This window comes from Flavobacterium sp. JP2137, from assembly GCF_050562195.1.
Lineage (GTDB): Bacteria > Bacteroidota > Bacteroidia > Flavobacteriales > Flavobacteriaceae > Flavobacterium.
In genome coordinates this window covers 964,265-978,864 of record NZ_CP191647.1, presented here as the reverse complement: position 1 = coordinate 978,864, position 14,600 = coordinate 964,265, and the positions used below count along the sequence as shown (strand labels likewise).

The following is a 14,600-nucleotide window of genomic DNA, read 5'->3' as shown; positions in this document are numbered from 1 at the left end:
TTGTGGATTTGTTTTCAAAACCCCTATCCTTCGAGTATCATGGACAATTGTATTCTCTTTTTTGCGGTATCGATTTCGACAACCCGCACTTCTACGTGTTGATGCAGTTTGACCACTTCATTGACATCGGAAACAAATCCCGACTTCAATTGAGAGATGTGAACCAATCCGCTCTCTTTGATGCCCAAATCGACGAAACAGCCGAAATTGGTAATATTATTGACGATGCCCGGCAGTATTTTTCCCACGCTCAAATCGTTAATCGAAAAAACCGTCGGGTCGAACTCAAAAACCTGAACCGATTTACGCGGATCCAAACCGGGTTTTTCCAATTCTTTTAAGATGTCTTCCAGGGTAAACTTTCCAATTTCGTCGGTGGTATAGCGTTCGACCTCAATCTTTTGAATCGCCGCTTTATTGGAAATCAAATCCGATACCGATATGTTTAAATCCGCAGCCATCTGTTCGACCAATTTATAGGCTTCCGGATGTACAGCCGAATTGTCCAACGGGTTCTTTGGCTGCTGAATACGAACAAAAGCCACCGATTGTTGATAGGCTTTTTCGCCAAAACGAGGCACTTTTTTCAATTGCTTTCTATCGGTAAAAGCGCCGTTTTCCGCCCGGTAATTCACGATGTTTTCCGCGAGCTTCTCCCCGATTCCCGATACGTAACTCAACAGGGATTTACTGGCGGTATTCAAGTTGATCCCCACCGCATTAACACAGCGCATAACCACGCTGTCGAGCTCGGTTTTCAACAAATTTTGATCGACATCGTGTTGGTACTGACCCACGCCAATCGATTTGGGATCGATTTTGACCAATTCGGCCAGGGGATCCGACAGCCTCCGTCCAATAGACACCGCCCCGCGAACCGTTACGTCGTAGTTCGAAAATTCCTCCCGTGCAATCTTGGATGCCGAATATACCGAGGCTCCCGCCTCACTGACGATAAAAACCTGTACGGGTTTGTCAAAGGCGATCTTCTTGATAAAGAACTCCGTCTCGCGTGATGCCGTTCCGTTGCCGATAGAAATCGCATCGATCTTATACGAATTGACCATGGAACGGATCTTTTTCATCGCCATCGCCGCTTCTTTTTGCGGTGGATGGGGATAAATCGTTTCGTTGTACAACAGGTTTCCGTTCTGATCTAAGCAAACCACCTTACAGCCCGACTTATAACCGGGGTCGATTGCCAAGATGCGCTTTTCTCCCAAGGGCGGTGCCAACAACAGCTGAGACAAATTGTCGGCGAAAACGCCGATCGAATTCAAATCTGCCTTGACCTTCGCCTCTTGTAAAACCTCATTGGACAAGGCGGGTTCCAACAATCGCTTAAAACTATCGGCTATGGCCAGTTCCAAGTGCTCCGAACTCACACTGCGCTGCTTGATCAAATGCTGCTGCATCAAACTCAGCATATCCGCCTTGTCCACGCCTAAATTCAACTTGATAAACCCCTCGTTAACCGCTCTAAATATCGCTAGTAAACGGTGCGAGGGTATTTTGTACAAGGGCTCCGACCACTCGAAATACTGCTCGAACTTCTGTGCCTTTTCGTCGTCTTTCTGTGCCTTAACCACCTTGGTATCCAAAGTGGATTTGCTTTGAAACTGCCTTCTCAGGCTTTTTCTAATGTAGGTATTCTCGTTTATCCACTCGGCAATAATATCTCTTGCTCCCTGAAAGGCCTCTTCGACCGTGACTACTTTGTCGTTTAAATAACGCGCGGCCAAACCCTCTAGGTCTTGGGCGTTTTGCGCCATCATTTGCTTGGCCAACGGCTCCAAACCGTTTTCTCTGGCGGTATCGGCTCGGGTCTTGCGCTTTTTCTTATACGGCAAATACAAGTCTTCCAACTCGATCAAATCAAAACTCCCGACAATCTTGCTGTGCAAGGGCTCGGTCAGGGCGTTTTGCGCCTCTATAGCTCCTAATATCGCAGCCTTGCGCTTTACAATCTGCTGGTATAAGGCGTGGTACTTCGCAATTTTCTCGATGTAAACCTCGTCCAAATTCCCCGTTTGGTCTTTGCGGTAACGCGCGATAAAGGGAATGGTACAATCCTCTTCCAATAGCGCAAGCGTATTTTGAATGTTTTTGGGAGTGGTGTCAACAGCCTGTTGTATAAATTCAAGAGCAGTCATAGGTATAATGCTAAATTAGAAAGGCTAAAATACTACCTTTGAACCAATATTAAAACCGATATCCGCTTGGATATAGCGACTATTTTTATTTTTTAACAGTCGAATTGCAGCGGTAGAACGGAAGCGTGGTCCTTAAAAATCTAAGTGAAAACACTTTAGAAGGCGATTTTGCCTTAGCTTTGCAAACGCGCTTATACCGAGGCCGGTTTTCTGCGCATTTTGCTTATAAAAAACCTACTATTACCATGAAATACCTGCTTTTTTATTTGTTGGTGGTCAATTATCTCGCCTTCGCATTATTTGCTTACGACAAGGAAAAAGCACAAAAAAAGGGTAGGAGGGTACCGGAAAAGAACTTGTTGTTATTGAGTTTTATAGGAGGCACTTTCGGAGCGTGGATTGCGATGAACAAGCTGCGCCACAAGACGGCTAAATCGTCTTTTAAAATGCAGTTCTACGCCATAGTCGTGGTTCAACTGCTCTTGCTCGTCTTTGTTTTTAGGCGATAAAAAAAGACCGTCGAAGACGGTCTGAGGGATTAACAGCCTATTTTAGCTACGCGATCGGCATGTCTGCCGCCTTCAAAGGAGGTTTCCAAAAAGGTTTTAACCATTTCAACAGCCTGTTCGATCGAGGTAAATCGAGCGGGTATACTGATCACATTGGCGTTGTTGTGCTGACGCGACAACGCGGCGATCTCCTTAGTCCAACACAAGGCACAGCGAACCCCTTGGTGTTTGTTGGCCGTCATCGCTATACCATTGCCGCTTCCACAGATCAAAATGCCGAAATCGGCCCGATGTTCCTCTACATCCAAAGCCACGGGATGGCCAAAATCCGGATAGTCTACCGAGTTCAAATCGTCGGTGCCGTAATTGGTTACCGCATGTCCTTGTTGTTCTAAGAATTGAACAATTGCCTTTTTATACGCTGGACCAGCATGGTCATTCCCGATGGATATTTTCATATATAGATACTGTTTTTTGCTTAAATAAACGCGAGCGTCGCCGAATAATCCACGGTGCACCCCAGTTGGATTTGCCGCCATTTCAGCAGCGGTTCACTTGGGTTCGCCCTTACAAAGATAGGACAAAGAATTAAAAATAAAAACATTCTATCCCTTAAGTATTCGCCGCACCAAGGCGCTTTTAAAGCCGCTTACAACCGCTGCCAAAACGCTGAGATCAGGCTGTGAATTCGTCGATATATCTCCGCAATTTGCGAAAAACACCAAGCAAAAAACGATTTTTTTACATTTTTGCGATAAATGTATTATATTTGTACTATAATTTACTTCTTTTATATTTGTAATAGTTTCTAATTACACAGGCCGATTAACATAACCCTCTGATTAAAAAAGCCTTGAATTAATCCTTCTCCAACGACGAAAAAATTATAAACGTTATATTTTATTTAATTTTTTAAAATACAAAATCTCTTCTGATAGTATTTTGTACATTTAAACCAATTAAAAGGAGATTTCGTAAAAAAAGCTTAGAATTTAATCTAAAAACAAGATTATAATGCGTAAAAAAAACAATTCAAAAAAAAATAACCTTCAAGATTTTTCAGCAAAAATCTTAAAATTACTTTCAAAAAACCCTTCCAAAACATATAATTACAAACAAATTGCCGCTTCGATGGAAATCACCGATACGCAAGGGAGGAACGACATTATCAAGGAATTAAAATTTCTCTTGTCCAAAGAAAAGGTCAAAGAGATTGAGGCCGGAAAATATCAAATTATTCCAACTATGGACTACTTTGAAGGAACCATTGACATGACTAGTCGCAAAACGGCTTATTTCGTTTCTAATGAATTGGAAGAAGATGTCTTTATTCCAACCAACAATCTAAATAAAGCCCTGGATAAAGACACGGTTAAGGTATATATCTACAATAAGCGAAAAGGTAAGAAACCCGAAGGTGAAGTGGTAGAAATCATCAAGAGACACAAGACGGAATTCGTCGGAGTGATTGAAATCCAAAAGAACTTTGCCTTTGTTACCAGTGCCAATGCCAAGATGTATACGGATATCTTTGTTTCCAAAGACAAAATCGGCAAGGCCAAAGACGGCGATGTCGTTTTGGTCAATATCGAAGACTGGCCCGAAAAAGCCGACAGTCCTTTTGGACGCGTGCTCAAAGTCTTGGGTCAGCAAGGCGAACACAATACCGAAATGCACGCGATTTTAGCCGAATACGGTTTACCCAACGATTTTCCCGTGGAAATCGAAGCATTTGCGCAAAAATTAGACACGAGTATCCAACAGAGCGAGATCGACAAACGCCGCGATATGCGCGATGTATTGACCTTTACCATCGACCCCAAAGACGCCAAGGATTTTGACGATGCCCTTTCCTTCCAACAACTGGAAAACGGCCGTTATGAAATTGGTATCCACATAGCCGATGTATCGCATTATGTGGAAGAGGGCACCGTATTGGATGCCGAAGCCTACCAAAGAGCCACCTCGGTGTATTTGGTAGACCGCGTGGTTCCGATGTTGCCCGAGGTATTGTCCAATTTTGCGTGTTCCCTACGTCCAAACGAGGAGAAGTACACCTTTTCAGCGGTGTTTCAATTGAACGAAAAAGCGGAAATCGTAGAGCAGTGGTTTGGCAGAACGGTTACCTATTCCGACAAACGCATGTCTTACGAAGAGGCACAACAAATTATAGAAACCGGTGTGGGACTCATACCCGAAGCGGTTTCGATTACAGGAGTGGAACATCAGGTGGAACAACCCATCGTAGAAGGGGTGCTCAAAATGAATGCCTTGGCCAAAATTTTGCGCCAAAAGAGAATGAGTGACGGCGCTATTTCGTTTGACAAGGTAGAGGTGAAATTTCACTTAAACGACCAGGACGAACCGGTAGGCGTGTACTTTAAAGTTTCCAAAGACGCCAATCACCTGATTGAAGAATTTATGTTGTTGGCCAATAAAAAGGTATCGGAATTTGTGGGCAAACAAAAGAAAACCTTTGTTTACCGTGTACACGACGAACCCGATCACGACAAATTGTCGAATTTACAGGGCATCATCTCCAAGTTTGGCTATTCGATTAACTTCAAATCCAAGGCGTCTATTTCCAGCTCTTTAAACAACTTGCTCGCACAGGTTCAAGGAAAAAAAGAACAAAATCTAGTCGATACCCTAACGATACGCAGTATGAGCAAGGCGAGCTATTCCACCGAAAACATCGGACATTACGGACTGGCCTTTGATTATTACTCGCATTTTACCTCGCCGATTCGTCGTTATCCCGATATTATGGCACATCGTTTGCTACAGCGTTATTTAGATCAGGGCGCATCGGTCAACGAAGAGGAGATGGAAGTAAAATGCTTACACTGTTCACAAATGGAAGGCTTGGCTGCCAATGCGGAAAGAGATAGCGTGAAATACATGCAGGTCAAATTCATGCAAGACCAGAAGGGAAAAGAATTTGTAGGGGTAATCTCTGGAGTCACCGAATGGGGAATCTATGTGGAGCTCGTTGAAAACAAATGTGAGGGCATGATCCGAATTCGAGAAATCAAGGACGATTACTACACTTTTGACGACAAGCAATACGCCTTAGTAGGGGAGGTGACCAAAAACGTTATCCAATTGGGCGACGAGATCGTGATTACGGTGAAAAACGCCGATTTGATCAAAAAGCAATTGGATTTCAATTACATCCGAAAAAACGTCGAAGTGACTGTTTAATCGATTTTATTCAAAACACAAAACGATAAACCACAAATAAACTACTCATGAAAAGAATACTTTTTATCGGCTTGTTTTTAGTAGCACAAGCAGCCGTAGCACAAACGGTAAAGCAGGTGGGTGAATTCACTTCACTCAAAGTCTTTGATAAGATTCAGGCGGTTTTGGTACCGTCCAATGAATTCAAAGTAGAACTCAGCGGCGGGGAAACCGACCAGGTAGAAATTGTTAACAAAAACGGCAGTTTACGCCTGAAAATGGCCCTGAGCAAGACCTTACAAGGCGATGGAATTAAAGCCATCGTCTATTACAAGAATTTAGATGCCATCGAAGTCAACGAAGGAGCGACCATAGAGTCCGAATCGGTTATCGACGATGTAGCGCTGACGATCAATGCCAAAACAGGCGGGAAAATCAGCCTTAAAGTCAAGGTGGAACGCCTCAATATCAAGGCGAGTTCCGGAGGAATTACCCTGATCAAGGGCAAGGCCAAAATGCAAGACATCATCGCCAATTCGGGCGCATTTGTCAATCACAAGGATTTGGAAACCGAACAAACCGATGTTACGGTCAATGCCGGAGGACAAGCCGAAGTGCGCGCAAGCCTATTGGTAGACGCCAAAACGAGAGCAGGGGGTATAATCAGCATTTATGGCGACCCCAAAACCATCAACGAAAAGACAATCGCTGGCGGTAGCATCAAGAAAGTTAAAAAATAAAGCGGCGATCATGACCGATTATTTTTTAACTTGCAAAACATTTTCACTAAATGCCAATTTAAACGTTGGCATTTTTACTTTACTACGATGATTGACGACTTAATTACCGGGATTTCACTAGGATTTTTTCTGAGTTTTATGATAGGTCCTGTTTTTTTCATTTTGATAGAAACGAGTATCACCAAAGGCTTTCGTGCGGCAATGTCCTTTGATTTCGGCGTGATTTTAGCCGATATCGTGTTTATTGCTATTGCGTATTTCAGCAGCTTTCGACTGATCAACAGCATCAAAGACGAACCGGCGCTCTACCTTTTTGGTGGAATTCTGATGATTACCTACGGGGTGATATCCTACCTCAAACTCAAGAGAACCACTGTGGAAGTGATCGCATTGGAATCGCTGAAAATTAAAAAAGACTATCTCAACCTGTTTTTTAAAGGTTTTTTGCTCAATTTTATCAATGTAGGGGTGTTGGGATTTTGGCTGGCCATCATCATTACCCTGGGTCCGGAAATGGAGATGGAACCCAATAGAATGTTGTTCTTCTTTGGCTGTGTAATCAGCGCCTATTTCGTTACAGATTTGTTTAAAATACTCTTGGCCAAACAACTGCGCAAAAAATTGATTCCGGAAAACATTCTAAAGATCAAAAAGATAAGCAGTATACTATTGATTGTATTCGGTTTGGTAATCATGTCTAGGGGAGTCTTTCCCAAAGAGGAGAAGCTGCTGGAGAACAACTTTATATTCAACAAAAAATAAAAAAAGGAGATCGGTCAGATCTCCTTTTTTCTTTGAGGCATCGAGCGGATTCGAACCGCTGTTGACGGTTTTGCAGACCGCTGCCTAGCCACTCGGCCACGATGCCCGCTGTGTTACGGATGGCAAACTTAATACTATTTTTTTAAAATCAAAGCGATAAAAACCTTCTTTTTAAAAATAATAATAGCCCTAGGCTCTAAATTCCTCCATTTCAACCGTTACCAACTCCACATCACCACCTATGGGGGGATTGATTTTTGAAACGGCTACCGTCACGTGTACAATCACGGGAATTTCGTGCAATACCCGATTCAAAATGCGCTGGCAAACGTGCTCCAACAATTTGGATCGGATGTCCATTTCCTCAACGACAATTTTGTGTAGGTGTACATAGTCTACCGCCATGGCCAAATCATCGGTGGCTGCCGCTTTTAAAAAGTCGGCTTTCGCCCGCAGCTCTACGCTGTAATCCGATCCGATTTTGCCCTCTTCCTCCAAACAACCGTGAAAAGAAAATGTTCTAATGTTTTTTAATTTGATAAGTCCCATATAGTTGGTTTATTTAGTAAAAGAAGTTAAAAATACAACATTTTTACCGGCTAAACCCCGGTCAAAAGCAAATAAAAAACCAAACCATTAAAGGGAATGTCTAACTTTTTGATACCTTTGCTTATATAATATTATAGCTATGTCAACAAAAGAAAAATCGTTGAATTTTATTGAACAAATCATTGAAGAAGATTTAAAAAATGGTTTGCCAAACGATAAATTACATTTTCGTTTTCCACCGGAACCCAATGGATATCTCCACGTTGGACATGCGAGCGCCATCTGTTTAAACTTTGGACTGGGCCTCGATTACAACGCACCGGTAAACTTGCGTTTTGACGATACCAATCCCGCTAAAGAAGAACAGGAATTTGTCGATGCCATAAAAAAGGACGTTTCCTGGTTGGGATATACCTGGACCGAAGAAGTATATGCTTCCGACTACTTCCAACAATTATACGATTGGGCGGTTAGCCTGATTAAAAATGGCAAAGCCTATGTCGACAATCAGTCGTCAGAAGAAATGGCCAAACAGAAGGGAACCCCTACCCAAGCCGGTGTAGACAGCCCCAATAGAAATAGAAGTATCGCAGAAAATCTCGACTTATTCGAACGCATGAAAAACGGCGAATTCGAAGAGGGATCCCATATTTTAAGAGCCAAGATAGACATGAGTTCTTCCAATATGTTGATGCGCGATCCGATCATCTATAGAATCATCAAGAAAACCCACCACAGAACGGGTAATGACTGGTGTATCTATCCGATGTACGACTGGGCACATGGGGAAAGCGATTATATCGAGCAAATTTCTCACTCGTTTTGTACCTTGGAATTCTTGCCTCACCGCGAATTGTACGATTGGTTTTTAGATCAAATCGTCGACCCAAACAAAATCAGACCCAAACAAAGAGAATTTGCCCGTCGCAACCTCTCGCATACCGTTGTCAGCAAAAGAAAACTCTTGCAATTGGTACAGGAAGGCCATGTGACCGCTTGGGATGATCCGAGAATGTCAACCCTATCCGGCATGAGAAGAAGGGGATATACCCCGGCGGCAATCCGAAATTTTGCCCATACCATTGGCATCGCCAAAAGAGAAAATCTCATCGATGTATCGCTGTTGGAATTTTGCGTTCGAGAAGACCTCAATAAAATTACACCCCGAGTAATGGCGGTATTAGACCCCGTTAAATTGGTAATTACCAATTATCCCGACGGTGAAGTGGAGTGGCTCGAAGCGGAAAACAACCCCGAAGAAGAGGTGATGACCTATAGAAAATTGCCGTTCTCCAAGGAATTGTATATCGAGCGCGACGACTTTATGGAAAATGCCAACAGCAAGTATTTCCGCTTGACCCTTGGTAAAGAAGTCCGCCTAAAAAATGCCTATATCATTCAAGGACAACACACGGTTAAAGACTCGGACGGAAACATCTTGGAAATACACGCTACCTACGATCCAGATACCCGCAGTGGAAGTGGAAGTGAAGCGAGCAAGCGCAAGGTAAAAGGAACGATACACTGGGTTTCTGTTCCCCATGCTATAGAAGCGGAAATTCGCGTTTACGACCGATTGTTTACCCACGAAAATCCCGATGGAAATAAAGAGGTGGACTTTAAAGAATACATCAACCCCAATTCGCTTCAGGTAATCAAGGGTTATTTGGAACCGAGTTTGGCCAGTGCACAACCCGGAGACAAATTTCAATTTCAACGTTTGGGATACTTTTGTGTGGACCAAGATAGTACAGAAAGCGAGTTAGTTTGGAACAAAACCGTAGGTCTACGCGATACGTGGGCTAAATTAGACGCTAAATAGATCAAATTGCGTTTGAATTGGGTATTTTAGTAGTAAATTCACAGCATAACCCAGATTTTTTGTTTTTTTAACTACTAGTTAACACTAGAATTGATAGATTCTTTTTAGATTTATAATATTATTAATCAAAAAAACAAATTGTTATGTCAAATCAATTAGGAAATACATTTATTGCTGTACTTGCAGGTGCAGCAGTTGGAGCTGGATTAGGAATGTTATTTGCTCCTGAAGAAGGAACAAAAATGCGCAAAAAAATCAAAAAGGGTTTTAGCCAATCCAAAGACGGTTTATCGGATAAAATCGAAGAACTGAAAAAACAAGTAAAAGGCGTGGTGGAAAAGAAAAAACACGATTTCGAATCGGGTTTTGAAGAATTGGTATCTACAACCGGAAAAAAATCCGAAGATGTCATCACAGCTTTAGAAAAGAAATTGGCCGAATTAAAAAAAGAAGCTGCTAAAGTAGCCAACGCTAAATAACAAAAACTGATATGGCATTTGAAGAAGTAAAAGAAGATATTAGAGATATCAAAAGCAATGCGAAAGCATTTCTTGATAGCAACATCGAATTCTACCAGTTATGGGGGTTTAAAGTTGTCACAAAAGCCACGAGCTTTATGCTCAAAGTATTTTTGTTGAGTTTGTTCTCTATGCTCACGCTTTTATTTATTTCTATTGCCGCTGCTTTTGCCATAGCCAAGGCACTGGAGAGTCTTACTTTTGGTTTTTTAATCGTCGGTGGTGTTTACTTGCTGTTCAGCTTTGTAATCTATTACTACAAAGATTTGATTATTGAGAAACCTTTAATTAGAAAATTCTCAGATATTTTCTTTAACGACTAAGCCGCCATGATGAAGAAACAATTCAATTCCATAGAAGAGATCAATCACGAGTTAAAAATACTCGATGTTAAAAGAGATTTGGAGTTCCACCGTATGGTGAAATCCTTCGACGACTTAAAAGAGGCTTTTACCCCTTTTAAACTCCTGAGAAGCACTTTCGGATCGGTTACTTCGCTCGTGAGCAATTCCAATGGTATACAAGCCTTTCTAGTAAGCACCTTAATAAAGTTTATCTTTAAAAAGAGATCTTAAAACCCCTTGAGGTTTCAAGACTTAAACCAAAATAAAAACGCCTCGATCTCGAGGCGTTTTTTGTGTTTTAAAGCGATTTAAGCCCTTTTCTATTCCAGAGGCTATAACTCGTCTTCCGAAGTGTTTTTCTTCTTCTGAGGCGCTCTTTTCATCGCCTCTCCAACCTGATTGCTCGCCGTAAAGGAAGCCACCATATTGTTTAGCATATCGCTACCCGCCTGAGGCGAATTCGGCAATAAGATTAAATTGGAATTGTTATCGGCACCAATGGCTTGTAGGGTATCGTAGTGCTGGGTCACCACTATCAAGGCCGAAGCTTCTTGAGAATTGATTCCCACCTTGTTGAGCACATCCACACTTTCCACCAATCCACGGGCAATTTCGCGGCGTTGATCCGCTATACCCTGACCTTGTAAACGCTTGGATTCGGCTTCGGCCTTGGCCTTGGCCACGATTCGAATTCTACTGGCTTCCGCCTCGTATTCCGCAGCGGTTTTCTCGCGGTCGGCCGCGTTAATTCTATTCATCGCATTTTTTACTTGAATATCCGGATCGATATCGGTAATCAAGGTGTTGATAATGTCGTAACCATAGGTAGTCATCGCCTCGTTTAACTCGCGTTTTACCGCCACAGCTACATCGTCTTTACGCTCAAAAACGTCGTCTAATTTTAACTTGGGTACTTCGGCACGAACCACGTCAAATACATAAGAGGTAATTTGATCGTGTGGATACTCCAATTTGTAATAGGCCTCGTATACCTTGTCTTGAATGACCTTAAACTGCACAGAAACCTTTAACTTGACAAACACGTTGTCCTTGGTTTTGGTTTCGATAATCACGTCTAATTGCTGAATTCGCAAATTCACTTTACCCGCTATACGATCGATAATCGGAATTTTAAAGTGCAAACCGGAATGTCTTATACTCTTAAACTTGCCAAATCGTTCGACCAAAGCAGAAGATTGCTGTTTAACAGTAAAGAAGGAGGTCAAAATAATGACTAATAGGATAAATCCCAAAATTGGTAAAAACATAATTTAGTATTGGTTTTTAATGGTTAATCTATGTAAAAGTACGCGTTAAAACCCACATTTACCCGTTTTATTTACTTGATAAATGTAATATCTGCTTTCATGCCCTGACTGATGAATCCAGCCAAATCGGGATAAAGCAATTGCACCACATCTCTATACCTGTAAACATCCACTTCCAAAACTAGGGTAGTGGTGGTAATTCGCTTTACTTTAGCTTCTACATCCACACCCATGAGCGGTACGCTGAGTATATCTCCATTTTCCGCCCAAGTTCCCACTGTGGTTTGCGCTTCGCAATTATCGCTGTGAAAGACAAAAGTGGCTGCGTTATACACCGCTAATTCCATCATATCCTTTGGACAGCCCGGTTTGTGTGGATAGGGCATGCTTCCACCCGGTAGGGGTGATCCCAAAAAAGAGACTACCGCCGTAGTCGGAATCCATTTTCCATGATAAATACTTTCCTCTGGGGGAGGAGGGGGATCTACACCTGAGATAACGACGATTCTAAGGCTATTACTGTCGTTGAAATTCGCTTTTTTGGCGATTATCTCATAAGTGCCAGCTGTTATAAAAGCATGGGTATATCCGATTTTAACTCCATTGGCAAAAAGCTCCGCATCAGTAATGACTGCGCCCTCGTGCATCACCGTAAAATGTATGCTTTCCTCAATGTCTATCTGAGTTGCATCGGCACTTAAAACCAAATTATTCGCGACTATTACCTCTTCAACTGTAATAATAACGACATTGCTGTCTTCCGCATTCGCTTTTTTAGCGATTACCCGGTATTCCCCAACTGCTGTAAATTGGTGCTCTTGCCCAATGACCACATTGTTTGCTGCAAGGACTGCGTCGGTTATCGCTTTACTGTCTTGGAAAACTTCAAACTGCACCCGTTCATTCAAATTTACCACAAGGGCAGAAGCTTTCAATTCAAGCTTGGTCTGCACCGGTGGTGGTGGTGGATTGCTGTCGTCACTGCTACTACAGGCCCCAAAAGAGGCCATTATAGCGAGTAAAAAAATAAATATAAATCTTTTCATTTTAACTGAATTAAATGTTAATACTTGCTAAAATAAAAAAATTCAATAAAAATAAAAACTAATTAGAAAGAATTGCTTGACGAATTCGCGTTAAAGTTTCCACTTTTCCCAACATTTCAATAATATCAAACAAATGCGGACCCTTCAATTCGCCCACCAAACTCATGCGCAAAGGCTGCATCACCTTACCCATGCCAATGGCTTCTTGTGTCAACCATTCTTTTACCAGGGTTTCGATGTTTGCCGAGCTAAAATCCTCGATCCCTTCCAGGACAGCTGCGGTAGCTTCCATCAATTTTCCCGTGTCTTCCTTCCAGTTTTTTAGCGCCTTGGCATCATATACCGTTGGAGCGACAAAAAAGAAATCCGATAAATCGTAAAAATCCGATACAAAAGTCGCGCGTTCCTTGATCAAAGCAACGACGCGCTCCACATAGTGGTCGGTGGCCGTAATGCCCTTTTCGCGCAATATCACTTGAAACTCTTGCGCCAAACTGCTGTCGGCTTGCAATTTCAAATAGTGTTGATTAAACCACTTGTTCTTTTCGGGATCGAATTTGGCGCCGGCTTTGTGCACCCGACCTAAATCGAATTTGGCCACCAACTCTTCCAGGGAAAAAATCTCCTGATCCGTACCGTCGTTCCAACCCAAAAGGGCTAAGAAATTCAACACCGTTTCCGGATAAAAGCCCTTTTCTCTATAACCCGAAGACGCTTCGCCAGAAATCGGATCGATCCAATTGAGCGGAAACACGGGAAAGCCGAGTTTGTCGCCATCTCTTTTAGATAGTTTTCCATTGCCCACCGGTTTTAAAATCAACGGCAAATGAGCAAATTGTGGGGCTTCCCATCCAAAAGCTTTATACAACAAATCGTGTAGGGGCATAGAAGGCAACCATTCCTCACCGCGAATCACATGGGTGGTTTCCATCAAATGATCATCGACGATATTCGCCAAGTGATAGGTGGGCATGCCGTCGCTTTTAAACAAAACCTTATCGTCTAACAAATTGGTGTCAAACTTGATTTCACCGCGAATCAAATCGCTTAAGTGCAGGATCTGATCGGTAGGCGTTTTAAATCGAATGACAAAATCTTCCGAAGCGGCAAGGCGCTGGGCAACTTCATCCGCACTCAAGCGCAACGAAGTTTCCAATACATTTCTATTGGTGTGATTGTAGATAAAGGTATTTCCTGCCTCCTCCGCTTCTTTGCGCAATTGGTCTAGGGCCGCTGGCGTGTCAAAGGCGTAATAGGCCCAACCGCTTTCAATCAACAAATCGGCATATTCTTTATAAAGCGCTTTTCGCTCACTTTGTCTATAAGGACCAAATTTCTCGTTTTTACCCACGGTTTCATCCGGTGGTATTCCCAACCATTCCAACGCTTCCAAAATATATGCCTCCGCTCCGGGTACAAAGCGATTTTGATCGGTGTCTTCGACGCGTAGGTAAAAGGTACCGTTGTTTTTCTTGGCAAATAAATAATTGAATAAAGCGGTTCTTACACCACCTATATGTAAAGGTCCTGTTGGACTTGGTGCAAATCGCACCCGAACATCTTTTGACATGGTCTTGATTAATTTTTTACAAAGATACAATTATGAACGGGGACTGTAAATGGATTTTTCATTTTTCGTCTTTTGACGCCGATTCACACCACACAACCGCCCTGGGCCGACTACGCTTTTATAACACCTTTAAAAT

14 protein-coding genes and 1 tRNA gene are annotated in these 14,600 nt (G+C 42.5%); 8 read left to right on the top strand and 7 right to left on the bottom strand.

Features of this window, described 5'->3' with window-relative positions:
- Positions 1-23 precede the first annotated feature (23 nt).
- Complete coding sequence (locus ACQZ43_RS04280) at positions 24-2,153, bottom strand: Tex family protein (RefSeq protein WP_430614704.1); 2,130 nt, start codon at positions 2,151-2,153, stop codon at positions 24-26.
- 245 nt (positions 2,154-2,398) lie between these two features.
- Here ACQZ43_RS04280 and ACQZ43_RS04275 point away from each other — a divergent pair, with 245 nt between their 5' ends.
- Positions 2,399-2,662: a DUF1294 domain-containing protein gene (locus ACQZ43_RS04275; protein ID WP_430614702.1), complete on the top strand. Its 264-nt coding sequence runs from the start codon at positions 2,399-2,401 to the stop codon at positions 2,660-2,662.
- A gap of 29 nt (positions 2,663-2,691) precedes the next feature.
- On the opposite strand, the gene rpiB is transcribed toward ACQZ43_RS04275, so the two are convergent.
- A complete protein-coding gene (gene rpiB / locus ACQZ43_RS04270; protein ID WP_430614701.1) occupies positions 2,692-3,120 on the bottom strand; it encodes a ribose 5-phosphate isomerase B in 429 nt (142 codons plus the stop codon).
- 556 nt (positions 3,121-3,676) lie between these two features.
- Here rpiB and rnr point away from each other — a divergent pair.
- The 3 genes from rnr to ACQZ43_RS04255 all read left to right on the top strand — a co-directional run bounded on the left by rnr (position 3,677) and on the right by ACQZ43_RS04255 (position 7,347).
- Positions 3,677-5,866, top strand: a complete 2,190-nt coding sequence (gene rnr / locus ACQZ43_RS04265; protein ID WP_430614700.1) for a ribonuclease R — start codon at positions 3,677-3,679, stop codon at positions 5,864-5,866.
- A 47-nt stretch (positions 5,867-5,913) separates the two neighbouring features.
- Positions 5,914-6,585: a head GIN domain-containing protein gene (locus ACQZ43_RS04260; RefSeq protein ID WP_430614698.1), complete on the top strand. Its 672-nt coding sequence runs from the start codon at positions 5,914-5,916 to the stop codon at positions 6,583-6,585.
- A gap of 87 nt (positions 6,586-6,672) precedes the next feature.
- Entirely contained in the window at positions 6,673-7,347 is a 675-nt protein-coding gene (locus ACQZ43_RS04255; protein WP_430614697.1) for a LysE family translocator, read from the top strand.
- A gap of 35 nt (positions 7,348-7,382) precedes the next feature.
- Here the strand turns inward: ACQZ43_RS04255 and ACQZ43_RS04250 are convergent.
- Positions 7,383-7,453 (bottom strand) — tRNA-Cys (locus ACQZ43_RS04250).
- Between the two features lie 83 nt (positions 7,454-7,536).
- A complete protein-coding gene (folB, locus tag ACQZ43_RS04245; RefSeq protein ID WP_430614696.1) occupies positions 7,537-7,896 on the bottom strand; it encodes a dihydroneopterin aldolase in 360 nt (119 codons plus the stop codon).
- Between the two features lie 139 nt (positions 7,897-8,035).
- Between folB and ACQZ43_RS04240 the strand changes: the two genes are divergently transcribed.
- The 4 genes from ACQZ43_RS04240 to ACQZ43_RS04225 all read left to right on the top strand — a co-directional run bounded on the left by ACQZ43_RS04240 (position 8,036) and on the right by ACQZ43_RS04225 (position 10,811).
- Complete coding sequence (locus ACQZ43_RS04240; RefSeq protein ID WP_430614695.1) at positions 8,036-9,718, top strand: glutamine--tRNA ligase/YqeY domain fusion protein; 1,683 nt, start codon at positions 8,036-8,038, stop codon at positions 9,716-9,718.
- A gap of 143 nt (positions 9,719-9,861) precedes the next feature.
- Positions 9,862-10,197: a YtxH domain-containing protein gene (locus tag ACQZ43_RS04235; protein ID WP_430614694.1), complete on the top strand. Its 336-nt coding sequence runs from the start codon at positions 9,862-9,864 to the stop codon at positions 10,195-10,197.
- 11 nt (positions 10,198-10,208) lie between these two features.
- Positions 10,209-10,559 (top strand): hypothetical protein, encoded by a 351-nt coding sequence (locus ACQZ43_RS04230; RefSeq protein ID WP_430614693.1) that lies wholly within the window; start codon positions 10,209-10,211, stop codon positions 10,557-10,559.
- A 6-nt stretch (positions 10,560-10,565) separates the two neighbouring features.
- Positions 10,566-10,811: a DUF6327 family protein gene (locus ACQZ43_RS04225; protein ID WP_430614692.1), complete on the top strand. Its 246-nt coding sequence runs from the start codon at positions 10,566-10,568 to the stop codon at positions 10,809-10,811.
- 101 nt (positions 10,812-10,912) lie between these two features.
- Here the strand turns inward: ACQZ43_RS04225 and ACQZ43_RS04220 are convergent, their stop codons facing one another.
- The 3 genes from ACQZ43_RS04220 to gltX form a co-directional block, all read right to left on the bottom strand.
- Positions 10,913-11,848, bottom strand: a complete 936-nt coding sequence (locus ACQZ43_RS04220; protein WP_430614691.1) for an SPFH domain-containing protein — start codon at positions 11,846-11,848, stop codon at positions 10,913-10,915.
- A 71-nt stretch (positions 11,849-11,919) separates the two neighbouring features.
- Positions 11,920-12,894 carry a hypothetical protein gene (locus ACQZ43_RS04215; protein ID WP_430614690.1) on the bottom strand — a complete coding sequence of 325 codons (975 nt, stop codon included), beginning with the start codon at positions 12,892-12,894 and terminating at the stop codon, positions 11,920-11,922.
- 58 nt (positions 12,895-12,952) lie between these two features.
- Complete coding sequence (gene gltX / locus ACQZ43_RS04210; RefSeq protein ID WP_430614689.1) at positions 12,953-14,464, bottom strand: glutamate--tRNA ligase; 1,512 nt, start codon at positions 14,462-14,464, stop codon at positions 12,953-12,955.
- Positions 14,465-14,600 lie beyond the last annotated feature (136 nt).